The sequence below is a fragment of the Haloplanus natans DSM 17983 genome (assembly GCF_000427685.1).
GTDB classification, from domain to species: domain Archaea; phylum Halobacteriota; class Halobacteria; order Halobacteriales; family Haloferacaceae; genus Haloplanus; species Haloplanus natans.
This window is the reverse complement of sequence record NZ_KE386573.1, coordinates 740,744-765,272: the sequence shown is the minus strand read 5'-3', so window position 1 is coordinate 765,272 and position 24,529 is coordinate 740,744. Positions and strand designations below refer to the sequence as shown.

Sequence of the window (24,529 nt, the reverse complement as noted above, 5' to 3'; positions counted from 1 at the left end):
TTTCCGTTACCCCGTCAGATCGTACGTTTCGTAGCCACCGAAGATGTCCGCCACCTGATCGTATACGGGCGCACCCAGGTAGGTGTCGTAGATTTCGTTTGCCTTCTCCTCGATCGAGACGTCCGAGAACCGGTCGGGATACAGCACACTCCCCAGATAGTAGCCGTTCGCGAGCGTACAGGTCAGGTTGTTGTTGTACTGGTTGAACGGGTGGAGCCCGTACACCTGCCCGTTCCGAATCGCGCTCAGGCCTTCGAACTCCGGGTTCTTCTGGAGCGTCTGTGTCGCGAGTTCGAGGTTCGCGAGGTCTAAAAAGAGGCGTTCGGGATCCCACTCGAGGAACTTCTCGTCGCTGACCGTCACGCCGTTGTACTCCCCGCGCTCGAAGGTGTCGGGGAACGCCCCGTGGGCGACCGACTTCGTGTTGAGCCACTTGAGGGGCGGATACGGGAGGAGAATCGTGGTGAAGGTCCCCGGACCACGGAAGTTCACTCCGCTGACTATCACGTCCCGCGTGCCGTTGTTCGGGGCGTCTGCCGTTCGGTCGTCGAAATCGGCGACGATGTCGTCGGTGTACGTTATGAGCGATTCGGCCCGCTCCTGCTTGTCGAGGACACGCCCGATGACCCGCCACGACTCGTAGAGCGTCGTGCGCTGGTTCTCGAGGTCCCCGCCGGGGATGCCGACGACTGGAATGCCGGTTTGCTGTTGCATCGTCCGCACCGGCTCCGTCGAGGCAACCATGAAGATGACGTCAGGGTCCTGCTGGGCGACCAGTTCGGGGTCGCCACCCCGTGGGCCGATGACGGGGAGCTCCTGAAACCGGGGATGTGCGATATTGTACGGGATTTCTCGGGCCCATTCCTGCTCGCGTTTCTCGACGCCGACGACCAAATCGGCCGCGTTCATGTGACAGATCTCTCGAAGCGTCGACGATTCGAGACAAACGACTCGTTCGACCGTCCCGGGGACTTCGACGTCTCGACCGAGCAAGTCGGTAACGGTCCTCGTTCCCGAGGACCCCTGTCCGCCAGCACCCGTGCTGGCGGTTCCGGTGGCTGTGCCGTCGCCGCGATTCGTGCCGATACATCCGGCGAGCCCGGCGACACTCCCTGCCCCGAGAAGTCCAATCACCCTCCGTCGTGATACGCGAGCGTTCTCGCCGTCCGAAGTTCGTGTGTCAAGCATGACCCATCACCAACGTGTGGTCCCGGCGTATGGTATCAAGGGAGTGTCAATTGATATAACTCTGACTGAAATGATAATATTTCATATACGATTTTATAGCAAATTGGTGGTAGCCGAATCCGGTCGAGTGACGGTTGCGTGCTCCACCGAGACGGAGGGACGAGCGGAATTCGCGGGACCCGCCGACGGTGGCGTCGGGAGGAAACCGATCACCAAATTTATATCTCGAAATTAGTATTCGTAATACGGCGCGACACGATTCGTCGATCCGAAGTTAGTTCGGAAACCCACACACAGGACATATGTACGGCAGGATACCAGACGCGACGAACGGACGGATCGACCGGCGGCAAGCACTGAAGACGATGGCTGGACTCGCGGTTGCTGGGGGCCTTACCGGGTGTGCCGGCGGGAGCGACGGGAGTGCGTCACCGACGGCCACCGATACCTCGACCGCAGCAGCACCGACACCGATCACGTTCGGGACACCGAACGCAGCAGCGGCGGGAATTAGCCCCCGAGTCCTTCGCGATCGCGGCCTGGTATCGGACGACGAGGTCGACCTGACCCTCGAACTCGGCCCCCCACCGGAACTGTTCACGAAACTCCAAGGGCAAGCTATCGAGTCGTCGACGTTCCCCGTCATCTCGGGGGCCCGGCTGGCGAACCAGGGCGGGGACGTCCGTCTCCTCCAACCCGTCGCCCGCTCGTTCAACTCGATCATCGCCCGAACGGGGACCGATCTTTCGAGCGTCGAGGACCTCAGGGAGGCCACGCTGGGTTCGATGCCGAAGAACACGGCCCCGTTCACACACTTCGCGCTGTTGTTGGCGCTCGAGGGGATGGATCACGAGAACTTCCAGTTCCAGTTCGGGCCGCCGCCGGTGTTGTTCGGCCAGATGAAAACGGGAGAGATCGACGCGATGATCGGCGTCGAACCCTTCTCGACGAGGCTCCTCGCCACCGGCGAGTATCGGGAGTTCTTCGTGTTCAACGACCGCTGGAACGACCTCCGGGGGACCGATATGCCGCTCGTCGAAGCGGCCACCTACCAGTCCACGATCGATACGAAACGGGCCGCGTTCGAGACGTTCCTGCAGGGCCTCCTCGACGCGGGGCGGGCGATTCGGGACGATACGCGGGCGGTGTTCGAACGGTATACCGACGTGCTGGGGCTACAGAGCGACGAGCAGATCGACCTCGCAGTCGAGCGTATTTCGCCGATCTATCCGACGGAGTTCGCGACCGACCTGCGCGAGTCCGGCAAGGAAGTCGTCCAGTTAGCGGCCGAAGAGGGCCTGATAGAATCGGAACCAAACGTCGACGAGTTGTTCGTCGAACTGTAGCGGCCCGTACTCCGATGGCAGGTCCCGACCCGAACCGCGACGCCGGCGGAGGCCCACTGCGGTGGCTTCGCGAGTTGGACGCCCGCTACCCAGCGGTTGCAACGCGGGGGCTCTCGGTCCTCGTCCTCCTCGGTTGCTGGTGGGTCGTGGCACTCTTTTTCGAACCGCTCGTGTTTCCGGGACCGTGGCCGGTGTTGCTGGAGACGGTCCACATCGTCCGCAACGAGCGGTTCCTCTTTCACCTGTCGCGAACGCTCCTCCGGGTGGTCGGGGCGTTCGGCATCGCGCTGCTTTTGGCCACGCTCGTCGGTATTCTCATGGGCGTCGACGAGACTGCCGAGCGGTTCTTCGAGACGTTCGTGCTCGTCGGGCTGACGGTCCCCGCACTCGCCGTGTCGATCATCGTACTGCTCGTGATGGGGTTCAACGAGGGCGCCGGCATCGTCGCTATCGTAATCGTCATCACGCCGCCGATGACCGAGAACGTCTGGGAGGGAACGAAGAACCTCGATGCCGACGTGATCAAGATGGGCCAGGTGTTCGGCGCGACGCGGCGGATGATGCTCCGTGACGTCGTGCTCCCGCAGCTCGCCCCGTATCTCCTCGCGGCGACCCGGTTCGGCCTGGGGATCGGCTGGAAGATCGCCGTCATCGTCGAGTGGATCGGGCTCGGAACCGGGATCGGACAAAAACTCCGAGACTCGTTCGACCTGTTCTCGCTGACGGGTGTCATGGCGTGGACGCTGTCGTTTATCGTCGTGATGGCCGGGCTGGAGTTTCTGCTCATCAAACGGATCGAGGCCCATCTCACCCGCTGGCAACCCGACGAGACGAGTCGCCGGTCGCCGTTACAGCGTTAATCCGAGACGCCGAGCGTCTCCAGAATGCGGCGCTCGTGATCGAGCACCGTCTCGGACTCGGGTTCCCGTGGCCGGGCGCCGTCGATCGTGATCGTGTCTTCGATACCGGTCGGCGTGTCCGAGAGGACGACGACCCGGTCGGAGAAGTACGCGGCCTCGCTTATGTCGTGTGTGACGAGGACGGCCGTGAACCGTTCGGCACGCCAGATATCGACGACACGTTCACGGAGCCGGCGCGCCGTGAGTTCGTCGAGGCTGCTGAACGGTTCGTCCATCAACAACACGTCGGGGCCGACACAGAACGCCCGAGCGAAGTTCACTCGCTGTCGCATCCCGCCGGAGAGCGACGGGGGATACTGATCGGCCGTCTCCGAAAGGCCGACGAGTTCGAGCGCGGTACGGATCTCTCGGCCACGTGCCGCCTCGGGGACGCCCAGACCGCGCAGGGCAAACGCCAAATTCTGGCGTACCGTGCGCCAGTCGAGCAGGGTCGGAGCTTGGAACACGAAGCCGAACTGGACGGCGGAGCGTGACGGAGCGACGTCGACCGTGCCGGCATCGGGAGCGATCCAATCGGCGACGATGTTGAGGAGCGTACTCTTGCCACAGCCCGATGGGCCGACGATACTGAGAAATTCCCCGTCGTGGACGTCGAGCGAAATCCCGTCGAGGACGCGACGCTGTTTGCGTGCCGTCGGGTACGATTTCTCGATCCCGTCCAGTCGAATGCGATAGGGGTCCGGTGTCATGTGTCGTCTGCCAGCGAAGTGCTGCGCCGTCGGACGGGGAGTTACGCCACGTCGCCAGGCACGCCGTCGCTGGACGCCCACTCCAACAGGGGTCGAAGCCGTTGCTCGAACGCCCGGCCGCTGGCGGTGAGCGAATACTCGACGTGTGGCGGGACGCGATCGTAGCTCCGTCGGTGGAGGAGGCCGGCCGCCGTCAGTTCGCGCAGCCGGTTCGCGAGGACCGAGGAACTGTTCACGTCGAGCGCGTCGGCGATTTCGGAGTGCCGTCGAGGGCCGTCGTTTGCGAGCAAGCCGATGATCGCGAGGCCGTACTCCCGGCTCACGAGGTCCAGTAACTCGTCGACGGGACAGTAGCAAGTCGGTGTCCCCGTCGAAACCTCCGGCGTGCAGCACCCGCATGCGCAGTCGGCCATATCCAAGCGTACAGTGCCCGGGTGAAAAGTCGGTCGCCGACCTACCGCTCGGTCTGGAGGCTGGGCTTGATATCGAGGATCGGCGAGCCATCGACCGCATCGAGGCCGCCGACCTGGAACCGTCGCCCATCTAGGTCGTACACCGTACACACGCAGATACTCAGCGGATTCGGGCGGTTCGGTGAACGGCGCGCGAAGGCCCCGGGGCCGTCCGGTTCCGTGCGACTCGTCCGGTCGGCCATGTGCGCCCAGTACACGACCGTTATGCGGACGGCGTCGGCGACGCCGGTTACCGCGTCGGCGTACTCCTCGAAGATTTCGATCTCGGCGTCGGCGTCGTCGGCGAACCCTTGGTGTGGCGCCGCGTCCGGCGTTTCGTACGGCGTGTGTGCCACGCCGACCGGACGCAGCGTTAGATCGGTCTCGTCCATACGGTCACTCACAACGGACGAGGGCACACTGGATGCCCGCGGGCGTCTGCGATTCGGTCAGCGTGCCGAACTGCCGGGGCAGCAAGGCGAATGCGAACGCCGCGATGGACTGGAACCAGTGCTGGAAGACGACGTGGAGGAACACGCCGGCGAACGTCGGGATCATCCGCGACGGCTCGAGCGGCTGTGTCACGAGTTTGTCGACCATGGGCGTCCCGATGAAGACGTTCAGCATCCACAGCGCCGGCAGAACCAGCACGACCGCTCGAACGGCCAACGCGACGGCGTCGCTTCGCTCCGTGAACTCCAGATATTCGGGCGCAACCGCCAGCAGGAGGACGATCACCGACACGATTGGCGAGAGGTCGAACACGACGTCGCCCCACGCCGGAACCGTCCCGGACACCAGTGGCCCGACCCACTGGAACGGCGACGCAAACAGGACGTAACTCGCGAGCCAGGACAGCGCGCTCAACAGTCCAAGCGCCTGGAAGACGCGCCAGCCGACGTTGATACTGCCCGATGCCCCTCCAGTTCCGGAGCTCCGGTGTGCGTGTGACATGGGTGTGCTCGAATACGCTCGCACTAATTTCGGATAACCGAAATTAGCGTGACCGACGTATCGACCCAAGACGTGATAAAACTTCGTCATATCTGTGGCTGACCACTTCCCCGGGCGTGCAGTGCCCGGGGAGGCGCTCGGCGAACACGCCGGTCCGTCGTAGACGGCGCCCCGTCGACAGCAGCGGGTGTACCGCTTCACCGGCCGTTTAACAGTTTTCGAGAACAAGATTATTAAACTAAGCGACATAAAACGATACGAAACTCGATGGCCTTTTCATTTGACACCACTTACAAGCGTTTAGACTCGGATCTCTATTCGAGAGTAGCCCCAAGGAGTATCGCTAATCCCGAGACGTTGGTTCTTAATGACGGGCTGTGTGCTGATCTTGGATTGGATACAGCGACGCTCGATGCTCACATTCTAGCGGGCCAGGACCGCCTAGAAGAACCGATCGCCCAAGCATATGCAGGCCACCAGTATGGACGTTTCACCGTCTTGGGCGACGGGAGAGCGATGATACTCGGCGAACACGTACACGATGGAAATAGATACGACATTCAACTGAAAGGGTCCGGTCGAACGCCGTACTCCGGAAGAGGTGATGGCAACGCAACTGTCAGCTCGATGCTCAGAGAGTACCTGTACTCATACGCGATGCGGAATCTAAATATCAAAACATCGAGAAGTCTGGCAGTCGTCGAAACTGACGAAGCAGTCGAACGACGGCAGACAGAACCCGGAGCCCTCCTCGTCCGAGTGATGAACAGTCACATTCGATACGGGACCTTCCAGTACGTTGCAAGCCAAGCATCCGACACACTACGGCGATTCACTGACTATGTTATTGACCGGCACTACCCGCACTTAAATGCGAAGGATCGTACGTACCTGGAGTTTTTCGATGCAGTCATGCAGTCATCGATCGAGATGGTCGTCGACTGGCTACGTGTCGGATTCATCCATGGCGTCATGAACACGGACAATATGAGTATCGATGGGGAGACGTTTGATTACGGACCCTGTGCCTTCATGAATTACTACGATGAGGGGACAGTCTTCAGCTCGATCGATAAGCACGGGCGATATGCATTCGGAAAGCAGCGACCCGTCTTGCGGTGGAATCTCGAACGATTCGCGGAGGCACTCCAACCGCTGTGTGCCCAGTCAGCGCTCACGTACGACGCACTCGAAGGCAAACTAGACGAGTTTGAGGATCGGTTCGATGCGCAATACTACACGATGATGCGGCGAAAACTGGGGATCAACTCGGATGGCGAGGACGAACTCGTCGACGAATTCGTGGAGTGGCTTCGCAGATCGAACGCGGACTATACCAATACCTTCCTCGAATTAGAGACGCCCGGTACGTTCGATGACCCGGCGTTTGCAACTGCAGAATTCGAACGGCTGAGGAATAAATTGGCTGCTGTCGGCCTAGATGAGGGGTTGATGCAGGAAGCCAATCCGCGGTATATCCCCCGCAACTACCTGGTCGAAGAGGCACTGGATGAGTATCTCGAAACCGGGGATCTATCCAAATTCAAGAAGTTGTTGACCGTGTTGGAAACCCCCTATTCATCGACGGATCTGGGGTCACGATTCCAGCAACCACCGCCACGGGAGTTCGATGCGGAGTATACAACGTACTGTAATACGTGAGCGGATAGTATCACGGTGAACGTAGTAAGAGGATACGTCGGTGGGAACGTCGAGAAAAAACGGTGCACCGGGGGAGCCCTCGACACGGGTTCAGGACCGTTCGACGTCGGCTGCCGATGGGTTCGACCCATACAGTGCAGGCACCCAGTTCTGGCCGTCGATCGCCGGGCGCTCGTAGTTGGGGTCTGTCTGTCGTTCGGGTAGCTCGGTCGGTTCGGGCATGGTGTCCTCGTACTCGATCCGTGAGAGGAGGTGACTGATGCAGTTCAGCCGGGCGTGTTTCTTGATATCGGCGTTGATCACGTGCCACGGCGAGTCGTCGGTATCCGTGTAGGTGAACATCGCGTCTTTCGCCCGCGAGTACTCGACCCACCGCTCCCGGGCTTCGAGGTCGATCGGGCTGAGCTTCCAGCGCCGTTTCGGATCGTTGCTGCGCTTCTGGAAGCGTCGTTCCTGTTCCTCGTCGCTGATCGAGAACCAGTACTTGATGAGGATGATCCCCGAGCGCATGAGCATCCGCTCGAACTGGGGGGTCGACCGGAGGAACTCCTGGTACTCCTCGTCGGTACAGAAATCCATCACGCGCTCGACGGTCGCACGGTTGTACCAGCTCCGGTCGAACAGCACCATCTCACCGGCCGCCGGGAGGTGTTCGACGTACCGCTGGAAGTACCACTGGCTCTGCTCGCGTTCGGTAGGTTTACCGAGCGCGACGACTTGCACCACCCGGGAACTCGTCCGGCGAGTGATTCGGTGGATCGTTCCGCCTTTGCCGGCTGCGTCTCGACCATCGAAGAGCACGACGACCCGGAGCCCCTGCTCTTTGACCCACATCTGGAGCCTGACGAGTTCTTCCTGGAGCCGCTCGAGTTCCCGCTTGTAGTGTTTCTTCTTTATCTTGCCGCTGTCCTTGTAGAGGTCCTCCTCGTCGACGGTGGTCAGTACGGACTCCTCGGCCGGTAACACCGGGTGCTCGGTCATGGGTGCTGTCGCTCCTCGTCTCGGCTGCTGGTCACCGATGTGTGCATTCCTAAATGTAGATAGTGAGTACACTTAGCTCTCTCTACCGCGAAACGGCGGCCGTCGGGGGTCGCTCGACAGCGGCGTCACTCGGGGTCCTCGTCGTCGGACGTGGACGCGGGGCCGATGCGGCCGTGGAGGCCCGACCGCTTCGCGACGAACTCGGCGTATGGCAGATACCCGACTTCGAAGAGGCGGTAGACGGTGGCCAGCGTGACGGCGACTCCCCAGACGAGCGCTCCGGCAAGGAGCATCGAGTCGTTTCCGACCACGGCCGCGGCCATCGGCACCCAGCCGACGAGCAGGCCGACGACGGCGTTCAGAACGGTGCAGGGCCAGCACCGCCGGGCGCCAGTCAGCGTGTCGTCGCTCACGGCGGATCGTGTAAATCGAACGATTGGATCGACTAATATGCTGTCGTTCGTCGGACCGTTCCGACTCCCGGTCGAAGCCGGGGCGGCCCCACCGTACGCTCGGGAGCGGGGTGACCCAGTGTCGGCCGGTGGCGCTGTACGGTCACGAGTCGGCGTCGTCGGCTCGAACCGTCGCGGCCGCTACGCCGGCCTGTCCGTACGCGACCCCTCCATCGCCGGGTGGGACGGCCTCGTTTGCCAGATACGCGAGGCCGGCGTCCCGGACCCGTCGCCGGATGCGCCGACTGATCGCGTCGTTGTACGCCACCCCGCCGGTGAATCCGACGGCGTCGATGCCGCGCTCGGCGGCGGCGTCGACGGCCAGTTCCGCCAAGCCGTCGGCGAGTACCCGCTGCGCGGTTGCGGCCACGTCCGTCGCGTCCGTGCCGTCCCGCCGCAGTTCCACGAGCAGTTCGGCCACCCGCGGCGTGTCGACGACCGGCCGTCCGTCCGCCGTGGTGTAGGGTACCGTGACGTCGCGAGGCGTGCCGTCGGTCGCAGCCGCCTCGAGACACATCGCGGGTTCGCCCTCGTACGTCCGTTCGTGACAGACCTCGGCGAGTGCGGCGATGGCGTCCAGAAACCGACCGGCGCTGGTCGTCACGGGCGTGTTGACGTCGGCGGCGAGTTGCTGTCTGACGACGCGCAACTCGTCCGCGTTCGGGGTCGGCCAGTCGAGGGTGTCGGCGAGTGACCCGACGTCGACGCCCTCGCGGTCCCACAGGAGGCCAACGAGCGACCGGACGGGAAACTCGGTCGCCCGGTCGCCCCCGGGCATCGGGACGGGAGCGAGCCCGGCCACCCGATCCGCGTCGGTGAGCGTCGCGTCGAGAACGTCGCCTCCCCAGACGGTTCCGTCCGGCCCGTACCCGACGCCGTCGGCCGTGATACACACCGCGCGTGGGCAGTCGTGCTCCATGAGCACGCTTGCGGCGTGGGCGTGATGATGCTGGACGGCGACGGTCCGGTCCGAGACGCGGTCGGCCGCGTACGCCGTGGTTCGAAACGACGGATGCGCGTCGTGGGCGACGACCGACGGACGCTGTGTGCCCGTGAGTGCGAGCAAGTGATCGATCGCCGCCTCCAGAAACCGGAACGTTTCGCGGTCGGTCACGGCCCCGATATGCTGTGTGAGATAACACTCGTCGCCGGAGAGCACGGCCGCGGTGACGTCGCGCTCCGGCCCGACGGCGAGAACGTCCGCGTCGTCGGCTGTCGGGGCTGCAACGGGTAGCGGGACGTATCCGCGCGACCGCCTGAGCAGCGTCCGACTCCCGCCGACGGATCTGACGACCGAGTCGTCACACCGCTGTACGATCCGGCGAGTGTGGAGGAGCGACCCGTCTGCCACGTCCCACAGCTGTTCGAGAATCGCTTGGTTCGAGGACTGCATCGGCAACCCCGGACGGTTGGCCGACGTCACGACGATCGGTTCGTCGAAGCGCTCGAACAGGAGGTGGTGGACGCCGCTATACGGCAGCATGACACCGACGGTGTGGAGTCCGGGTGCGAGGTTCGAGGCGAGGGCGTCCCCACGCCGGTCGAGGACGACGATGGGTCGGCGGCCGGATCGAAGCCACTCGCGTTCGGCCGACGAGGCGGACGCCACCGCCGTGACGTGATCCATCGACGGGACCATGACGGCGAACGGTTTCGCCGGCCGCCCAGTTCGGTCTCGAAGCGTCGCGACGGCGTCCGGACGGGTCGCGTCACAGGCGAGGTGCGCGCCGCCGATGCCTTTGATGGCGACGATCCCGCCGTCCTCGAGTGTCCGGGTCGCGGCGTCGAGAGACCGGCCGTCGCCCTCGACGAGCGACGGTCGCTGTGGGAGCGGGTCGACGCCCGTCCGGTCGCCGACAGCCGGGGGGTCCGTACTCCGATCGTGCGGCTGGAACGCCAGCGCCGGACCACAGGACGGACAGGCAATGGCCTGGGCGTGGTACCGTCGGTCCGTAGGGGAGGCGTACGCGTCGGCACAGTCCGCACAGAGCGGGAACGCCGCCATCGACGTCGTCTCGCGGTCGTAGGGCAACCCCTCGATCACGGTGAACCGCGGACCACAGTCCACGCAGGCCGTCGCCCAGTAGTCGTGAAACCGCGACGACGGATCCCGGATGTCAGCTAAACAGGCCTCACAGACGGCCGTGTCCGGGGGGACGGTCCCCCCACCGGCGCCCCGGTCGTCGGAGTCCGCGATCGAAAACGACTCGTAGCGGTACTCGGTGACGGGTTCGGTGTCGACGGCGACCGTATCGACCGTGGCGAGCGGTGGGGGGTTCGCCTCGAGCTCCCGGAGGAAGGCGTCGATCCGCTCACCGGGACCTTCGAGTGTCACGCTGACGCCGGCGTCACCGAGATTGCGCACGCGGCCCCGCAGTCCGATATCGACTGCAGTGCGGTAGACGAACGGTCGGAATCCGACGCTCTGGACGACGCCGTCTACTTGAACGTGAGCGCGTTTCATCGCCGGATTCTGGGGACGCGAAGGTATAAATGAATGTGTGACTAGTTGTCAGTAACGATGTGTCTCGGAGTTCCCGGACAGGTCACGCAGGTAGACGGTCTCACCGCCGACGTCGACTTCTGGGGCGTCGAAAAGGAGGTCCGGCTCGACACGGTAGACGAACCGGTCGAACCCGGCGACTACATCCTCAACCACGTCGGGTTCGCGATCCGTCGGATTCCCGAGTCGGAGATCGACGAGACGCTGACCCTCTACGAATCGATGATGGGTGGCGGGCCGGACGATATGCTCCGGGAGGATCTCATCGACGAGGTCGAAGCGGCCGGCTCGACGCCTGCGGAGTCGAGTGCACCCCCGGCGGACGACGGGGTCGAGCCCGCCGACGCGGAGGACGCCGAGGACCTACTCGAGGAGCTCGATATCGATGTCTGATCGTGAGCCCGTTCCCGGGGGGCCGACCGGTGGCGTGGCGGGCCCGAGCGACGGCGAGAACGCGCTCGAATTCCGTGATCCCGAGAAGGCGGACGCGCTGGCCGAGCGAGCCGAGGAACTCGTCGCGGACATCGATGCGGACGAGGTCAGCGTCATGCACGTCTGTGGCAGCCACGAGCAGTCTATCGCCAAGTTCGGCCTCCGAAGCATGCTCCCCGAGGGACTCGATCTTCGTATGGGGCCGGGCTGTCCGGTCTGTGTAACTGACATGCCCGAGGTCGACGAGGCAGTCGCGCTGGCGAACGCCGGCCACACCATCACGACCTACGGCGACATGCTCCACGTCCCCGGGACGTCCGTCTCGTTGAGCGATGCCCGGGCAGCGGGTGCGGACGTCCGGGTGGTCTACAGTGCCGCCGAAGCGGTCGACATCGCCGAGGAGACGGACGGCGACGTGGTCTTTTTCGCGACGGGGTTCGAGACGACTGCGGCGCCGACCGCGGCGATCGTCAGGGACGATCCGCCGGAGAACTTCTGGGTTCTGAGCGCCCACAAGTACGTCCCGCCCGCCATGGAGGTCGTGGCTGCGATGCCCGAAACCGACGTCGACGGGTTCCTCGCGGCCGGGAACGCGGCCACGATCACCGGCTGGGGGCTGTTCGAGGAACTCGTCGACGAGACGAACACGCCGATCACCGTGGGTGGATTCGAACCGCTCGACGTTCTCGCGGGCTTGGTCGTGCTGTTGCGAGACATCCGTGACGGGGACGTGACGGTTCGGAACGCCTACCCGCGGTGTGTCACCGAGCAGGGCAACGAACCCGCACAGAAACAGCTGTGGAACGTCTTCACGACCGAGAGCGGCGAGTGGCGTGGGATCGCACACATCCCCGACGCCAATCTCGTCTTGCGGGACGAATACGCACACGTTAACGCGCGCGAGCGGTTCGAGATAGACACCACGTCACTCGCTGCGGGCGGCTCGTCGCTCGTGGACGACTGTATCTGCGGCGACATCATGGCCGGGCGTGCCGACCCGACCGACTGCGATATGTTCGGCGAGGAGTGCACCCCCGAAGACCCCGTCGGCGCGTGTATGGTTTCGAGCGAAGGAACCTGTAAGATCTGGCACGAGTACGGCGGGCGCCCCGATCTATGACCGACGGGGGCTTCGAATCCGACGCGGTCGTGACGCTCGAACAGGGGGCCGGCGGCAAAGCCATGCGCGACCTCGTGTCGGGGATTCTCACCGCCGGGTTCCCCGACGACTCCCTCGAGGTCGGACGCGAGGCGATGGACGACGGCGCCGTCGTGCCGATCGGCGACCGAAACGCGGTCTTCACGACGGACAGTCACGTGGTCCACCCGCCGTTTTTTCCCGGCGGGGACATCGGCCGGCTCGCCGTCTCGGGGACCGTCAACGACCTCGCAGTCATGGGCGCGACGGACGTCCGAGCGCTCTCGAGTGCCGTCGTCGTCGAGGCCGGATACCCCGAATCGGATCTCGGACGGATCGCGGACTCGATGGCGCAGGCGTGCCGCGAGGCCGACGCCGCAATCGTCACCGGCGATACCAAAGTGATGGGTCACGGCGACCTCGACGGTATCGTGGTTACCACGACCGGCGTCGGCGTGGCCGACCACGTCGTCGGCGACGACGGCCTCGCTCCGGACGACGTGCTCGTAAGTACCGGCGAGGTCGGGCGCCACGGCGTCGCACTGCTCGCGGAGCGTGAGGGGATCGAGTTCGGGACGACGGTGGAGTCGGACGTACGGCCCGTAAACGGCGTTGTCGACCGTGCGTTGTCGGTCGCTGGGGCGGCTGTGACGGCGATGAAAGATCCGACGCGGATGGGACTGGCCGGCGCCGCGAGCGAGATGGCGAGGAAAAGCGGCGTCGGGATCGAACTCAGACAGGACCGGATTCCCGTCCCCCCGGAGGTGAAAGGTGCCAGCGAAATGCTCGGCCTGAACCCGCTTCAGATCGCAAACGAGGGTATCGCACTCCTCGGCGTCAGGCCGACGGCGGCGGCGGACGTACTCGCGGCGCTCCGCTCCCATCCCGACGGCGAAGACGCCGCAGCCATCGGAAAGGCCATCGACGACGAACACGGGCGTGTCCTCCTCGATACGGGGCTGGGGACGCGATACCTGCGCGAACCGGCGACCGAACCAGCACCACGGATCTGCTGATAGTGTTTATTGTAAGTCATTACCGGTGGGTCGCCGGACCGTCTTGGCGACCCACCGGTAACCAGTTACAATAAACAGTATGAGACGGGTCGCCGTACGCAGTCACACCGGTTTGGATGCTCCGTTCGCCGCCCGTTGCTCGCAGTCGGGGAATATTTTTTATCATGGTAACGCGATGACACAGCTAATGAAGGTAGCTGTCTCCGGCAAAGGTGGCTCCGGAAAAACGACGATTTCCGGGACGCTCGCGCGTGCCTGTGCATCGAAGGGGTACGAGGTACTCGCTATCGACGACGACGAGAATCCGAACCTCTCGCTGACCGTCGGCGTGCCACGCGAACAGTCCGTCCCCCCGGTTCCCAACGACCTACTCGAACGCGTCGAGTTGCCGAGCGGGGAGACGGAACTGGAGCTGAGCAAATCCCCCGAGGAGATCATCGAGCAGCACGGGACGGCGGCGCCGGACGGGATTCGACTCCTCAAGATGGGCGAGGTCGATCACGCCGGAAGCGGATGCATGTGCCGGGCCCACTCCACTGCCCGGGAGGTGCTCTCGGGGGTCGTCGAGACCCGCGACGAAGTGACCGTCATGGATATGGTCGCCGGCGTCGAGCATCTCGGACGGGGGACGACCAAGGACGTAGACACCTTGCTCGTCGTCGTCGAGCCGTATTACAAGTCGCTGGAGACGGGTCGGCGCACCCGCGACCTGGCAGCGGAACTCGGCATCCCCGAGGTGAACGTCGTCGCGAACAAAGTCCGTGACGACGACGACCGGGCGGCGATCGAGGAGTTCTGCGACAACAACGACCTCACAATCACGTCGGTCGTACCGTACGACGACGCGGTGAGACGGGCCGACCAGGAGGGGACCGCGCCCTACGATTACGATCCGAACGCGCCGGCCGTCACCGCGGTCGCGGACCTGGCGGACGACCTCCTGTCGACACACGACTGACGGCGTCGGCGGGTCGGGACGAGGCGGCGCAGGCCACGAACGACAGTATGGCTACTCCAACGCATGTCTCCCGAGGGCTCGACCGATATGACGCTCGTCTTCCGGGATGCCGCACTGGCGGAGCTATCGGACCCGCCCGCGGCGGTCGAAGACGCGAAGCGCTGGACCCGGTACGTCGGTGTCGTCGCCGATGGCTCGCCGGAGGCGCTGCTCGCTGCGCTTGACCGTCGAGACGTGGCGGTCGACTTCGTCGGCGAGGACCCGATCGCCGACCTCGCGAGCGTTCGCCAGCGATTTCCGACGGACCGTCACGTGTTCGTCGGCCGGTCCGACGAGGATCGACGCACCGCACGGTCGCTCGGTCTTGAGTTCCTTCCGCTCAGCGAGGCGGCCCAAAAGGCCGGGTGGACGCGTCACTCCGGGGAGTAGTCCCGTTCGAGACGGTCGAGCACCCGGTCGAGGAGGTCGTCGAAGCGGTCGGCGACCGCCGGGCTGAACTCGTCGACGGTGAGCCCCCACGAATCGTACTCCGGTTCGATGTCGATAACGGTCGACTCGGAGGGGAACTCGCCGAGCGCCTTCGTCGTGATCACGACGTTTTCGACGGTGTTACTCCCCATCGCACACTCCGCGAGTCGGTCGACGATGTCGCCCTCCGGAACCGGCACGTCGGCCGTCGGATACGTGTGTATCCGGCCAGGATCGGCGGACGGAGTGCCGGTGTTCAGCCCATCGCCCCGCTTGCGGGCGCCGACGATCACGACGGTGTCGTACTCGCCCACCGTGATCGTCTGGTAGGCCGCGATCGGTGTGTGACTGCAGTCCGCAACGGCGACGTCGGGGAGTTGGCACTTCCCGAGCCGGTCCGCGACGACGTTGCCAACCGCCAGATCGCTCAGGTACGGATACCCGACGCCGACGACCAACTGCGATGCGCTCCGATCGCCCGCGATCAGGCCGGCCGTCGTTCCGTACGACCGGCCCTTGCTGTGACCGTGGCCGCTACCCGGACGTGGCTGGTCGCTGACTGCATCCCCACGTTCCGCGGCCGACTGTGGGTCGAGCGACCCTGATCCGTCGCTGTCACTCATCTCTTCAGTCGTCGGCGAGCATCTCCCTGAGCGTGACCTCGGCCGGCTTGTCGTCCGAACCGGTCGAACAGCCACAGGTCGTCATCGTCACGTTCTCGCTGATGACGTCGTTCCCGCCGGCCGTGTACATGTGAACGGTACAGGGCATACACGGATCGAAACTCCGGACGCCGCGCAGGATGTCGATCGCCGAGAAGTCGTCCTCGCCGTCGAAGTCCTCGAGGATCGGCGTGTTCATCGCCCCGACTTCGAAGGGTCCGGACTGTCCGAACGGGCCGGTCGGCGACGAGTTCCACGTACTCGGCGTAACGATCTGATAGTTGTCGATGAGGCCGTCCTCGAGGGTGAGGTGGTGGGTGAGGAAGCCGCGGCCGGCCTCCCAGAATCCCACCCCCCGGTGGGTGCCGCGCTTCGGGATCGAGAACTCGGTGTGGACGGCATCCTCGCCCCCTTTCAACAACTCGAGGGACTCGATGAAGCCCGTATAACACACGAGCGCGTGGTGAGCCAGCGCGTAGGCTTTCCCACGGAGTCGCTCGGCGGCGTTGAGACGGTCCGGAACGTCCCACCGGAGCGTCATCGCTTCGAGGTCCGCCTCCGGCAGGTCGAACTCGATGCCGTCGCCGGTCGGTCGAATGAAGGGATTGTCCACCTCCTCGGCGAGGGCGGTGATCCACAGACGGGCGTGTGGACAACACTCCATCGTGTGACGGTCCCAGCGCGGCGCCGTACCCCACGTGTACCGTTCCCGCCAGGACTTGCCGTCGGGTTTCGGCCGCGTTTCCTTGTTCCACGGGTGGTACGGACTGAGCGGATCGCCGGCCGGAGACGTTTCGAACGGCACGGCCTCGTCGGTCCAGTCCTCGTAGTAGGCGTGGTCGACGAACTCCTCCATCCCGATATCGATCTCGGTCAGGTTGGTCGTCACCAGTTCGCCGTCGACGACGACCCCCGGCGTCGCGAGTCGGGCGTTGCCCCACTCGTCGGCGTCTTCGTACCGGGCGTTGTAGACGTCGGGATCGTCGTAGACGCCGGTCCCGATCATGTTTTTCGGATGTTCGCCGACGTGTTCGAATCCGGCCTGCTCTTCGAGCATGAAGTCCATGAGGTCGTCCCACAGGTAGGCCACCTGCTTCGCCCAGTCGAACATGTCGTCGAGGCGGGTGTAGAACTGCGTGAACGAGGACCGCGAGAGCGTCGTCGTCACGCCACCCGGGGCGATGGTCGACGGGTGTGGGTACTTGCCGAGCATGAGCGACGCCATCTGGCGGGCGTCGCGCGTCTTCTCGAGCGCCGAGAGATACAGGTCGCCCTCGAGCGGGTTCAACCCCTCCATGATCTCGCCGACCGTCTCGTAGCCGTGAATGTCGGCGTGGGGCGCCGCCGTCTCCCGAGCCGTCGCGAGCAGGTCGGGGTTCGTATCCGCCATCATCGCCGCCGAGTAGTCCGGGCCCGCCAGCAGATGCAGGTGGAGGGAGTTGTCGTAGAGGAAGGCGGCAGCCTGCCCCATGTTCCGTGCCCAGACCCCCATCGGCGGCGGTTCGACCGGTAGCGCCATCTCGAGTGCCATGGACGAACAGATGGAGTGGACGGCGCCACAGACGCCACACGCCCGACTCGAAAGGTCGATCGCATCCCGGGGGTCGCGGCCCTCGAGAATGATTTCGTAGCCCCGGAACAGCGTCGCCTGGGCGTGTGCCTCGCGGACGGTCCGCTCCTCCAGGTCGACGTTGGCGTGGAACGCGAGCGAGCCGGCGACCCGCGTCACGGGGTCGATGTCGATGTCGTGGAGTTGTTCGTCGCGCTCCGGGTCGGCTTCGTGCAGCCCGGCACCGTCGGGATGAACCGCGTCGTCCCCGCCGGTCATGTCGGCGACCCGCTCGGCGGTCGAGCGGTGTGTCTCGTCGACGCGGAACGTTCCGCCGTCGACCGTTCTGTACGATCCGTCGTCGGCTCGCGTTATCGGCAGATGCTCGAACATATCAGGGTGTCTGCGGTGTGCTCTCGTCCGTCTCACCGGCACCCGAGGTGTGCAAGCGCTGCGCGGCGCGATCCGGCAACGCCTCGACGATTGCCCCGAACCGCTCTTCGGGAGTCAGTTCGTCCTCGGGCACGGTCACGTCTTCGAGAAAGTCCGTCCCGTCCGCCTCGGTGGAGTCGGACAGTCGGGCGTTCCCCTCGGCGTCGAATTCGACCGGGAACTTGTCCAAGCACATGATCAGTCGTCCCCCGTCTTCCCGCCGGGTCGGCGTTCGAGTCCGCGGTCGGAGTCGTAGGTCGAGCCGCGTTTGAGCTGCCACTGGTACATCCGCTCGGTTATCCCGGGGCTCTCCCAGCGGGTCGACGTATCGAGGTTCTTCATCGACTTGCGTCGGAGTTTGGACATGATCCCGCCCAGTATCGAGGAGCTGACGGTCGATACTTTCGACCCCGGCGGCTTCTTGAAAAACGGCGTGAACTTATCAGGGAACCCGGGCATCGTACAGCCGATACACTTGCCCCCCATGTTCATGCACCCGCCGACGCCCTCGATGTTTCGACGGGAGGGCATATTACATTTGACCGTCGGCCCCCAGCATCCCTTGCTGACGAGGCACTTTTCGCTGCCGTACTCCTCGGCGAAGTCGCCTTCCTCGTAGTAGGCCCCGCGTTCACAGTTCCGGTGGACGGTTTCGCCGAAGAGCCACGTCGGTCGCCCGAGTTCGTCCAGTTCGGGCGGTGGCCCGAACCCGCCGACGTGTAAGAGGAGATGGGCGACCGTCTCGATGAAGTTGTCCCCGACGGGCGCACAGCCGGGCACGTTGATCACCGGGAGGTCCAGTTCGCTCCGGTAGTCCCGACCCAGATAGTCCATCGTGCCCATCGCGTCCGTGACGTTCCCCTGGGCAGCGGGGACGCCACCCCACGTCGCACACGTTCCGATGGCGACGACGGCCGCGGCGCCGGGGGCGAGTCGGTCGAGCCAGTCGACGGTCCTAACCGGGTCGCCCTGCTCGTCTTTCCCCATCGATACCCAGTAGCCGTCGCCGTCGATGAGACGTTCGTTCGGAACGCTCCCCTCGACGACGACGATGTACGGGTCACGTTCGCCGGCTACGGCGTCTCGCATCCCGTCGACGTACGCGGTCCCCGATTCGACGGCCAGTTCGTGATGGTGAAGGTTTATCTGTGGCAGATGTGGGACGTGGCCACGGAGGAGGTCCTCGATCGGTGGGTCCGTCGCCCCGAGCGTCGATATCGAACAGCCGTCACAGGCCTCGCCGGGGAGCCAGAATACGTCGATAGCGTCGAATTCCGTCGCTTCGGAGGCGGCGTCGGCCTCCGGTGTTTTGCCACCTGCACTCATACACGCCTATACATATTTCTACGGTGTTAAATATGCAGGCCCACCGCATAGACGGAGTGCAGGCTCACTGGCGAACGAGTTCGTCGACGATCCGTTCGACCTGATCGGCGCCCTCCGGCACCGCCTCGCGGACGGGACGGCTCAATCGGTCGGTGAGTTCGTCGGTATCGGTCGGCTCACACCCGACCAAGACGACGACGTCCGGCAGGACGCCGAGCGCCTCGCCCAACACGAGTATCTTCGAGGGATCGGTCTGGTGCATGTCCGCCGCAAAGCTCGCAACCTCGCGGTCGGAGTACTGGTCGATGTCCGGAACCGACGCCCGACTGACACTGACCGTTCCGGGGTCGTCGCCCGTTTCCATCGCATCGACGAGGACGAATGCGTCGTATTCGTCGAGTAACTCCTGTGCCATACTGACGCCCGAAATGCCGACTTCGACGATGTCGACCGACGCCGGAAAGTCCCGGTCACGGAGCGCATCCGCCACTGCCACGCCGAATCCATCGTCGCCACGCAGGAGATTCCCCATACACGCGACCAGTATCTCCATGTCGTATCCATCGGCACAGCCTGCTATTGGCTCTTACCCCGGTACCGTCGGAACGCCGCCCGCGCTCGGCCGGTCGGAGGCGGCCACACCGGCGGTAGCTTTTTTCAGTTGACATGGGTACAGGACCGTATGGATTCCGAGTCGAACGGCGATTCGTTGGACGCCGTAGTACTCCGTGACGAGATTCTCGAAGCGACGTACTGGATGCTCCGAGAGGAAGAACTCTCGGACACGGTCGAACCGGCCGACCTCAGCGCGTTTCTCGAAGCGACGGACGACGAGATTCACACCGCGTTCGACCGACTGGACGACGACGGACTGTTCGAACGGGCGAGGGGTGGGTACGGATTGACCGACCGCGGTGAGTACGAGGCCAAACGGCGTTTCGCCGATACGTTCGGCCACGTCGAGGAGGGGCACTCGCACGTCGAGTGTGGCCCGGATTGCTGGTGTCACGACCCCGAGGCGGACGAGGACGATGTGTGCCAAACGGCGACGACGACGGAGTGACCCCGTCGGCGTCCCGACACGCACCGCTCAGTCGAGGTGGCCGCTGGCATGAGCGATTCGGAGAGCCTCTACGCACTCCCGCAGTTTCGTGACCGACTCCGGAGCAACGGGGCGCTTCGCGTCTCCGAGGCCGTCGAGTACGACGTCGCGGGGGTCGTCTATCATCACCGCGGCGCACGCGTCCCCGGCCACGAGGCGACGTTCGTCTGGGAGGGAGACCGGTTCAGTATCGAAATCGACGCCGTCGGCGACCGACACGCGTGGGTCGTCTTCGAGGACGACGCTGGCTGGGACGCGTTCGTTGGCCGACTCGCCGGTGGACCGCCGTTCGTCGCGTGGATGTGTGACGCCGAGTTCGAAACCGACGAAGCGGACGTGATGACTGATAAAGCCGAAGCGATAGGTTACGGTCGGTTCTCGTTCGGGTGTTACCTCCACGGCGAGTCGACGTGGCGGCAACTATTCCGGCGCGCGTCGATGTCGGCCGCACCGTTCTTTCTCAGTCGACCGGACGGGCGGACTGTCGTCCCCGACCGCATGGAGACGCCCGCCGACGTCGTCCCACCCGAACTCCGCGGCGAGGACCCGCCAGCGCATCTCGGCGTCCGGCGTGCGAGCATCGGCAGCGGGTGACGAGCGTCGGGGGACGGACGGTCGGACTGGACCGCTCGGTGGCGACCAGCCTCATTCGAGAAACGAATCCAGCTCTTCGAGCGCGTACTCCCGCAGTTCCACGGTCCGATCGGCCAGCTGATCGAACGTCTCGACCGGAGCCCCGAGCCGGAGTTTCAACCAGATGTCGCCGTCGGCCTCGACGAACGAGAGCGTTTCGACGTGCGGTGTCGGATTGTCGAACTCCGTTGCGGCGAAAGCCTGAATCTCCTGTTCCAGCTCGGCCTCGAACGCGGTCGGCACGATGTCGGCCGCCTGGTCGGGAAGGCGCAACTCGTCGGGCAAGCGCGCACACAGTTCCAGTGCAGAGATGTACGCTTCGGTGTCAGTTCCGCCCAGACGCGTCGATTCCGGCGTCCGGGCGTCGTTCGGTTTTCCCGCCGTCGCGTCCGGTCGAACGTCGCCGGCTGGATTTCGACCCCCGGTCTCGAACTCGGGAATGTCGTCAACCGACGGCTTCTCCCAGGTCGGGTCTTTCGGCTCGACCGTCCCCGCATCCGAGACGTCGACGTTGGTTTTGTCCTCGTCCTCGGTGCGGTCCGCGTCCGAGGTGTCCGCCTCGGCATCGTCATCTCGGTCGGTCATCGATTCCCCTTTCGTGCATGTCGAACATGAGTCTGTGGTGTGTGTCCGAACCACGGAGCGGGTCCGCGCCGTCGAACGGCCGGCGCGAACCGAGGAACAAATACGATCGGCGCCCCCAGACGGACATATGGAACCGACGTTCGTCTACGACGACGACTGCGGATTCTGCACGTGGTGGGCCGACCAGTTCGCGCGACGGACCGACCTGCGGATCGTCGGCTTCGCCGAACTCGACGACGACCTGCAGGCACGACTGCCCGCGGACTACACGGACTGCGCGCATCTGGTGACCGACGACGCCGTCTACTCCTGTGGCGCGGCCATCGAGGAGGCGCTGGTGCGGACGGAGGAAGGTGCCGAGGCACGACATCTCGTCGACTTCCTCCGACAGTTCGACGACTACACCGACCTCCGCGAGCGGGCGTATCGCTTCGCCGCCGACCGGCGCGACACGCTAGGGCTCGTCGTTTCGAAGACGCCGCCGGCGCGGCGGGACCGCGACGACGACACCCGGGACCGTCCGTAGACCCCCTCGCTCGTCGCCGGTCGGCAAGGCGCTAGCTTTTGTGCCCCACCGACGAAGCCCCGACCATGTCCGGGTCGCTCCCACGCCAGCGGTTCGTCCTCGATACGTCCCTGTTTCTCACCGAGGAGATCCGCCGCGAGGACGAGTCACTGGAGGCGGCCGTCCGCCGACTGCTCGACCTCGTGGCGACGGCCCGCCTCGAACTCAACATCTCCTGTTACGTCCCGCCCTCGATCCACGACGAACTCGTGGCGATGCTCCGGGACCGCGACATCGACGACGAGGTGTTCTCCCGACTCGACACCTGGGTGGTGCGCAAGAGCCCGGATCGCTACGGCGTGACCATCCCCGCCAACATCGTCTACGACTTCATCGACGAGATGAGCGACCGGGTCGACCGCGGCCTCCGCGTCTCCGAGGAGGCGCTCCGCGAAGTCGAACAGCTCTCGCCCGAGGATCTGACCGCCGACGACCCGAACGAGTATATGACCGCCGCGGACCGCGTCCTCTCCAACATGCGCGATAAGTACCGCCGGGCGCTCAGGAAGGGCGTCCTCGACTCCCGGGAGGACTTCGACCTGCTCGTTCTCGCGCGCGAACTCGACGCCGGCGTCGTCACCGAGGATCGTGGCATCGTCTCCTGGGCCGACGAGTTCGGCCTCCGGTACGTCCGCGGCGGGCAGTTCCCACGGCTCTTAGCGGAGTACCTGCGAGCGACCGGCGTCGGTGATGAGTCGTGATCGCCACACAACGGGCGCGAACGACTGTGACATCGGAGCGGGGCGGCTGACGTGCCCGGACTCGGCTTCTGGGCGCTCGTCGTCCTCGCGACACTCACCAGCCTCATCACGGCCTGGGCGCTCGGCGCCAACAGCAACTCACCACCGTTCGCCCCCGCCATCGGCGCCAACGCCATCTCGACGATGCGTGCCGCCTTCCTCATCGGCATCCTCGCCGCGCTCGGCGCCTTGACCCAAGGCGGCGCCATCTCCGAGACGGTCGGCTCCGGCCTCGTCGGCGGCGTCCAGATCACGTCGCTGGCGGCGACGGCCGGCCTGCTCACCGCGACGGGCTTCATGGCCCTCGGCGTCTACACCGGCTACCCCATCCCCGCGGCCTTTGCCACCACCGGCGCGATGGTCGGCGTCGGCCTCTCGCTCGGCGGCGACCCCGCTATCGACACCTACCGCCGTATCGCGACGTTCTGGGCGCTCGTCCCGCCCGCGTCCGGCGGCCTCGCCTACCTCACCGCGACCGTCCTCCGACGCGACGACATCCCCGAAACCGTCGGCGTCCCGCTGCTCGCGGCCGTCGTCGGCGGTATCGTCGCCAACGTGGAACTCGCCGTGATCCCGTCGCCCCCTACCGCGACCCAGAGCTCCATCGCCGGCTTTCTCGCACGACAGGTCTCGGCACCGTCCGTCGGCTCGGTCGATTCCGCCGTCGTCCTCGTCACGCTCGTCGCCGCGGCGGCGAGCTTCCAGTTCATCCGCCGACGGACGCAGGCCTCCGTCGAGGGTGGCGTCCGCACCTTCCTCGTCCTCCTCGGGAGCGTCGTCGCGTTCTCCAGCGGGGGCAGTCAGGTCGGTCTCGCGACCGGGCCCCTAGAGAACCTCTACGGCACCGAACTCGGCCTGCCCGGTATCGTCCTCCTCACCCTCGGCGCGACGGGCATCCTCGCCGGCGCGTGGATGGGCGCCCCCCGACTCCTCCAGGCCACCTCGCGGGAGTACGCCCAACTCGGCGTCCGCCGATCCATCGCCGCCCTGGTGCCCGGATTCATCATCGCCCAACTGGCCATCGCGCTCGGCATCCCCATCTCCTTCAACAACATCATCATCTCGGGGGTCATCGGCGGCGGCCTCGCCGGCGGCTCGGCGGGCGTCTCGAGGCGGAAAATCGGTGTCACCCTCGCGTTCTGGCTGATCACGCTCGTCGCCTCCATCGCGGTCGGCTTCGGCCTCTACCGCGCCTTCGCGGCCGGCCTCGGCTAAGAGGGGGTATCGTAACTGTCCAGGGATGCTCGCCGGACTGCCACGGCGAGCATCCCTGACGACTTCCGATACTCCCTCAACGAACGACCGTCACCGTCACCGGCGCCTCGCCGACGACGGTCGTCGCGACGGTGCCAAGCAGTCGGCGGGCAACGGCGTTGCGCTCGCCGCCGTGCCCGCCCATCACGATCCGGTCGATACCGTGCTCGTCGACGGAGTCGAGGATCGTCTCGGCCGGATCGCCGGCTCGGACGACGGTGTCGACGGTGCAATCGGCCTCGGCCGCCCGGGACCGCGCCCGCTCGACGAGACGCTCGGCCCGGTCGCGTGCGCTCTCGCGACGGTCCTCGCCCGCGTCGAGGATCCCACCCTCGCTCATGCCCGCGTCGAGCGGTGTCACGACGTTCAGGACCGTGAGCCGGCAGTCGAACAGGGAAAGCGCCTCCGCGAGCGCGGCGTCCGCGAGCGGCGAGCCATCGAGGGGGACGAGGACGTGAGATGGGGGCATGGGTAGCCATCGACCCGTGGACAGATATTCCCCGCGGTCGGGCAACCCCGAGG

At 65.1% G+C, this 24,529-nt stretch carries 28 protein-coding genes; 13 read left to right on the top strand and 15 right to left on the bottom strand.

Annotated features, from left to right (window positions below):
- Window positions 1-6 precede the first annotated feature (6 nt).
- The gene (locus HALNA_RS06265) at window positions 7-1,188 is read right to left on the bottom strand and encodes an ABC transporter substrate-binding protein (RefSeq protein WP_084509922.1); all 1,182 of its coding nucleotides are present in this window, start codon (window positions 1,186-1,188) and stop codon (window positions 7-9) included.
- Window positions 1,189-1,490: 302 nt separating this feature from the next.
- On the opposite strand from HALNA_RS06265, the gene HALNA_RS06260 reads away from it, so the two are divergent.
- Together HALNA_RS06260 and HALNA_RS06255 are read left to right on the top strand one after the other, a co-directional pair.
- Window positions 1,491-2,534: an ABC transporter substrate-binding protein gene (locus HALNA_RS06260; RefSeq protein ID WP_049935549.1), complete on the top strand. Its 1,044-nt coding sequence runs from the start codon at window positions 1,491-1,493 to the stop codon at window positions 2,532-2,534.
- Between the two features lie 14 nt (window positions 2,535-2,548).
- Entirely contained in the window at window positions 2,549-3,394 is an 846-nt protein-coding gene (locus HALNA_RS06255) for an ABC transporter permease (protein ID WP_049935548.1), read from the top strand.
- On the opposite strand, the gene HALNA_RS06250 is transcribed toward HALNA_RS06255, so the two are convergent.
- From HALNA_RS06250 to HALNA_RS06235, 4 genes are read right to left on the bottom strand one after another with little or no spacing between them, the layout of a single operon-like run.
- Window positions 3,391-4,143, bottom strand: a complete 753-nt coding sequence (locus tag HALNA_RS06250; protein ID WP_049935547.1) for an ABC transporter ATP-binding protein — start codon at window positions 4,141-4,143, stop codon at window positions 3,391-3,393. The two genes, HALNA_RS06255 and HALNA_RS06250, sit on opposite strands and share 4 nt — an antisense overlap.
- Before the next feature lie 41 nt (window positions 4,144-4,184).
- Window positions 4,185-4,556 carry a winged helix-turn-helix transcriptional regulator gene (locus HALNA_RS06245; RefSeq protein ID WP_049935546.1) on the bottom strand — a complete coding sequence of 124 codons (372 nt, stop codon included), beginning with the start codon at window positions 4,554-4,556 and terminating at the stop codon, window positions 4,185-4,187.
- A 41-nt stretch (window positions 4,557-4,597) separates the two neighbouring features.
- Window positions 4,598-4,987, bottom strand: a complete 390-nt coding sequence (gene tsaA / locus HALNA_RS06240) for a tRNA (N6-threonylcarbamoyladenosine(37)-N6)-methyltransferase TrmO (RefSeq protein ID WP_049935545.1) — start codon at window positions 4,985-4,987, stop codon at window positions 4,598-4,600.
- 4 nt (window positions 4,988-4,991) lie between these two features.
- Window positions 4,992-5,549 (bottom strand): hypothetical protein, encoded by a 558-nt coding sequence (locus HALNA_RS06235; RefSeq protein ID WP_049935544.1) that lies wholly within the window; start codon window positions 5,547-5,549, stop codon window positions 4,992-4,994.
- A gap of 267 nt (window positions 5,550-5,816) precedes the next feature.
- On the opposite strand from HALNA_RS06235, the gene HALNA_RS06230 reads away from it, so the two are divergent.
- Complete coding sequence (locus HALNA_RS06230) at window positions 5,817-7,211, top strand: protein adenylyltransferase SelO (protein WP_049935543.1); 1,395 nt, start codon at window positions 5,817-5,819, stop codon at window positions 7,209-7,211.
- 90 nt (window positions 7,212-7,301) lie between these two features.
- On the opposite strand, the gene ppk2 is transcribed toward HALNA_RS06230, so the two are convergent.
- The 3 genes from ppk2 to hypF form a co-directional block, all read right to left on the bottom strand.
- On the bottom strand, window positions 7,302-8,192 hold the full coding sequence (gene ppk2 / locus HALNA_RS06225) for a polyphosphate kinase 2 (protein WP_049935542.1): 891 nt from the start codon (window positions 8,190-8,192) through the stop codon (window positions 7,302-7,304).
- 125 nt (window positions 8,193-8,317) lie between these two features.
- Window positions 8,318-8,605, bottom strand: a complete 288-nt coding sequence (locus tag HALNA_RS06220) for a hypothetical protein (RefSeq protein WP_049935541.1) — start codon at window positions 8,603-8,605, stop codon at window positions 8,318-8,320.
- 142 nt (window positions 8,606-8,747) lie between these two features.
- On the bottom strand, window positions 8,748-11,108 hold the full coding sequence (hypF, locus tag HALNA_RS06215; protein ID WP_049935540.1) for a carbamoyltransferase HypF: 2,361 nt from the start codon (window positions 11,106-11,108) through the stop codon (window positions 8,748-8,750).
- 57 nt (window positions 11,109-11,165) lie between these two features.
- Here hypF and HALNA_RS19255 point away from each other — a divergent pair, with 57 nt between their 5' ends.
- The 5 genes from HALNA_RS19255 (at window position 11,166) to HALNA_RS06190 (ending at window position 15,120) form a co-directional block, all read left to right on the top strand.
- Window positions 11,166-11,540 (top strand): HypC/HybG/HupF family hydrogenase formation chaperone, encoded by a 375-nt coding sequence (locus HALNA_RS19255; protein ID WP_084509921.1) that lies wholly within the window; start codon window positions 11,166-11,168, stop codon window positions 11,538-11,540.
- Window positions 11,533-12,699 (top strand): hydrogenase formation protein HypD, encoded by a 1,167-nt coding sequence (hypD, locus tag HALNA_RS06205; RefSeq protein ID WP_084509920.1) that lies wholly within the window; start codon window positions 11,533-11,535, stop codon window positions 12,697-12,699. The genes HALNA_RS19255 and hypD overlap by 8 nt, the downstream gene beginning before the upstream one ends.
- The gene (hypE, locus tag HALNA_RS06200) at window positions 12,696-13,733 is read left to right on the top strand and encodes a hydrogenase expression/formation protein HypE (RefSeq protein ID WP_049935539.1); all 1,038 of its coding nucleotides are present in this window, start codon (window positions 12,696-12,698) and stop codon (window positions 13,731-13,733) included. Before hypD ends, hypE begins: the two co-directional genes overlap by 4 nt.
- A gap of 187 nt (window positions 13,734-13,920) precedes the next feature.
- A complete protein-coding gene (locus HALNA_RS06195) occupies window positions 13,921-14,691 on the top strand; it encodes an ATP-binding protein (protein ID WP_049935538.1) in 771 nt (256 codons plus the stop codon).
- A gap of 63 nt (window positions 14,692-14,754) precedes the next feature.
- The gene (locus HALNA_RS06190) at window positions 14,755-15,120 is read left to right on the top strand and encodes a DUF7124 domain-containing protein (RefSeq protein WP_049935537.1); all 366 of its coding nucleotides are present in this window, start codon (window positions 14,755-14,757) and stop codon (window positions 15,118-15,120) included.
- Here the strand turns inward: HALNA_RS06190 and HALNA_RS06185 are convergent.
- The 5 genes from HALNA_RS06185 to HALNA_RS06165 all read right to left on the bottom strand — a co-directional run bounded on the left by HALNA_RS06185 (window position 15,105) and on the right by HALNA_RS06165 (window position 19,681).
- Window positions 15,105-15,782 (bottom strand): hypothetical protein, encoded by a 678-nt coding sequence (locus HALNA_RS06185; RefSeq protein WP_049935536.1) that lies wholly within the window; start codon window positions 15,780-15,782, stop codon window positions 15,105-15,107. The two genes, HALNA_RS06190 and HALNA_RS06185, sit on opposite strands and share 16 nt — an antisense overlap.
- Window positions 15,783-15,786: 4 nt before the next feature.
- On the bottom strand, window positions 15,787-17,763 hold the full coding sequence (locus HALNA_RS06180) for a nickel-dependent hydrogenase large subunit (RefSeq protein ID WP_211225995.1): 1,977 nt from the start codon (window positions 17,761-17,763) through the stop codon (window positions 15,787-15,789).
- 1 nt (window position 17,764) lies between these two features.
- Window positions 17,765-17,998, bottom strand: a complete 234-nt coding sequence (locus HALNA_RS06175; protein ID WP_049935535.1) for a hypothetical protein — start codon at window positions 17,996-17,998, stop codon at window positions 17,765-17,767.
- Between the two features lie 2 nt (window positions 17,999-18,000).
- Entirely contained in the window at window positions 18,001-19,128 is a 1,128-nt protein-coding gene (locus tag HALNA_RS06170) for a hydrogenase small subunit (RefSeq protein ID WP_084509918.1), read from the bottom strand.
- Between the two features lie 64 nt (window positions 19,129-19,192).
- The gene (locus HALNA_RS06165; protein WP_049935534.1) at window positions 19,193-19,681 is read right to left on the bottom strand and encodes a hydrogenase maturation protease; all 489 of its coding nucleotides are present in this window, start codon (window positions 19,679-19,681) and stop codon (window positions 19,193-19,195) included.
- A 129-nt stretch (window positions 19,682-19,810) separates the two neighbouring features.
- Here HALNA_RS06165 and HALNA_RS06160 point away from each other — a divergent pair, with 129 nt between their 5' ends.
- Both HALNA_RS06160 and HALNA_RS06155 read left to right on the top strand, forming a co-directional pair.
- The gene (locus HALNA_RS06160) at window positions 19,811-20,191 is read left to right on the top strand and encodes a hypothetical protein (protein WP_049935533.1); all 381 of its coding nucleotides are present in this window, start codon (window positions 19,811-19,813) and stop codon (window positions 20,189-20,191) included.
- 48 nt (window positions 20,192-20,239) lie between these two features.
- Window positions 20,240-20,824: a hypothetical protein gene (locus HALNA_RS06155; protein ID WP_049935532.1), complete on the top strand. Its 585-nt coding sequence runs from the start codon at window positions 20,240-20,242 to the stop codon at window positions 20,822-20,824.
- Window positions 20,825-20,875: 51 nt separating this feature from the next.
- On the opposite strand, the gene HALNA_RS06150 is transcribed toward HALNA_RS06155, so the two are convergent.
- Window positions 20,876-21,448 (bottom strand): hypothetical protein, encoded by a 573-nt coding sequence (locus HALNA_RS06150; protein ID WP_049935531.1) that lies wholly within the window; start codon window positions 21,446-21,448, stop codon window positions 20,876-20,878.
- 127 nt (window positions 21,449-21,575) lie between these two features.
- On the opposite strand from HALNA_RS06150, the gene HALNA_RS06145 reads away from it, so the two are divergent.
- From HALNA_RS06145 to HALNA_RS06135, 3 genes are all read left to right on the top strand, one after another.
- The gene (locus HALNA_RS06145; RefSeq protein WP_049937984.1) at window positions 21,576-21,974 is read left to right on the top strand and encodes a DCC1-like thiol-disulfide oxidoreductase family protein; all 399 of its coding nucleotides are present in this window, start codon (window positions 21,576-21,578) and stop codon (window positions 21,972-21,974) included.
- Window positions 21,975-22,039: 65 nt separating this feature from the next.
- Complete coding sequence (locus HALNA_RS06140; RefSeq protein ID WP_049935530.1) at window positions 22,040-22,714, top strand: RNA ligase partner protein; 675 nt, start codon at window positions 22,040-22,042, stop codon at window positions 22,712-22,714.
- A gap of 51 nt (window positions 22,715-22,765) precedes the next feature.
- Window positions 22,766-23,968 carry an inorganic phosphate transporter gene (locus HALNA_RS06135; RefSeq protein ID WP_049935529.1) on the top strand — a complete coding sequence of 401 codons (1,203 nt, stop codon included), beginning with the start codon at window positions 22,766-22,768 and terminating at the stop codon, window positions 23,966-23,968.
- Between the two features lie 76 nt (window positions 23,969-24,044).
- On the opposite strand, the gene HALNA_RS06130 is transcribed toward HALNA_RS06135, so the two are convergent.
- Window positions 24,045-24,476 (bottom strand): universal stress protein, encoded by a 432-nt coding sequence (locus HALNA_RS06130; protein ID WP_049935528.1) that lies wholly within the window; start codon window positions 24,474-24,476, stop codon window positions 24,045-24,047.
- Window positions 24,477-24,529: the final 53 nt, after the last annotated feature.

Coding starts and splice junctions, on each gene's coding strand:
- HALNA_RS06265 (WP_084509922.1), bottom strand. CDS start 1,188: ATGCTTGACACACGAACTTCGGACGGCGAGAACGCTCGCGTATCACGA.
- HALNA_RS06260 (WP_049935549.1), top strand. CDS start 1,491: ATGTACGGCAGGATACCAGACGCGACGAACGGACGGATCGACCGGCGG.
- HALNA_RS06255 (WP_049935548.1), top strand. CDS start 2,549: ATGGCAGGTCCCGACCCGAACCGCGACGCCGGCGGAGGCCCACTGCGG.
- HALNA_RS06250 (WP_049935547.1), bottom strand. CDS start 4,143: ATGACACCGGACCCCTATCGCATTCGACTGGACGGGATCGAGAAATCG.
- HALNA_RS06245 (WP_049935546.1), bottom strand. CDS start 4,556: ATGGCCGACTGCGCATGCGGGTGCTGCACGCCGGAGGTTTCGACGGGG.
- tsaA (WP_049935545.1), bottom strand. CDS start 4,987: ATGGACGAGACCGATCTAACGCTGCGTCCGGTCGGCGTGGCACACACG.
- HALNA_RS06235 (WP_049935544.1), bottom strand. CDS start 5,549: ATGTCACACGCACACCGGAGCTCCGGAACTGGAGGGGCATCGGGCAGT.
- HALNA_RS06230 (WP_049935543.1), top strand. CDS start 5,817: ATGGCCTTTTCATTTGACACCACTTACAAGCGTTTAGACTCGGATCTC.
- ppk2 (WP_049935542.1), bottom strand. CDS start 8,192: ATGACCGAGCACCCGGTGTTACCGGCCGAGGAGTCCGTACTGACCACC.
- hypF (WP_049935540.1), bottom strand. CDS start 11,108: ATGAAACGCGCTCACGTTCAAGTAGACGGCGTCGTCCAGAGCGTCGGA.
- HALNA_RS19255 (WP_084509921.1), top strand. CDS start 11,166: ATGTGTCTCGGAGTTCCCGGACAGGTCACGCAGGTAGACGGTCTCACC.
- hypD (WP_084509920.1), top strand. CDS start 11,533: ATGTCTGATCGTGAGCCCGTTCCCGGGGGGCCGACCGGTGGCGTGGCG.
- hypE (WP_049935539.1), top strand. CDS start 12,696: ATGACCGACGGGGGCTTCGAATCCGACGCGGTCGTGACGCTCGAACAG.
- HALNA_RS06195 (WP_049935538.1), top strand. CDS start 13,921: ATGAAGGTAGCTGTCTCCGGCAAAGGTGGCTCCGGAAAAACGACGATT.
- HALNA_RS06190 (WP_049935537.1), top strand. CDS start 14,755: ATGTCTCCCGAGGGCTCGACCGATATGACGCTCGTCTTCCGGGATGCC.
- HALNA_RS06185 (WP_049935536.1), bottom strand. CDS start 15,782: ATGAGTGACAGCGACGGATCAGGGTCGCTCGACCCACAGTCGGCCGCG.
- HALNA_RS06180 (WP_211225995.1), bottom strand. CDS start 17,763: ATGTTCGAGCATCTGCCGATAACGCGAGCCGACGACGGATCGTACAGA.
- HALNA_RS06175 (WP_049935535.1), bottom strand. CDS start 17,998: ATGTGCTTGGACAAGTTCCCGGTCGAATTCGACGCCGAGGGGAACGCC.
- HALNA_RS06170 (WP_084509918.1), bottom strand. CDS start 19,128: ATGAGTGCAGGTGGCAAAACACCGGAGGCCGACGCCGCCTCCGAAGCG.
- HALNA_RS06165 (WP_049935534.1), bottom strand. CDS start 19,681: ATGGAGATACTGGTCGCGTGTATGGGGAATCTCCTGCGTGGCGACGAT.
- HALNA_RS06160 (WP_049935533.1), top strand. CDS start 19,811: ATGGATTCCGAGTCGAACGGCGATTCGTTGGACGCCGTAGTACTCCGT.
- HALNA_RS06155 (WP_049935532.1), top strand. CDS start 20,240: ATGAGCGATTCGGAGAGCCTCTACGCACTCCCGCAGTTTCGTGACCGA.
- HALNA_RS06150 (WP_049935531.1), bottom strand. CDS start 21,448: ATGACCGACCGAGATGACGATGCCGAGGCGGACACCTCGGACGCGGAC.
- HALNA_RS06145 (WP_049937984.1), top strand. CDS start 21,576: ATGGAACCGACGTTCGTCTACGACGACGACTGCGGATTCTGCACGTGG.
- HALNA_RS06140 (WP_049935530.1), top strand. CDS start 22,040: ATGTCCGGGTCGCTCCCACGCCAGCGGTTCGTCCTCGATACGTCCCTG.
- HALNA_RS06130 (WP_049935528.1), bottom strand. CDS start 24,476: ATGCCCCCATCTCACGTCCTCGTCCCCCTCGATGGCTCGCCGCTCGCG.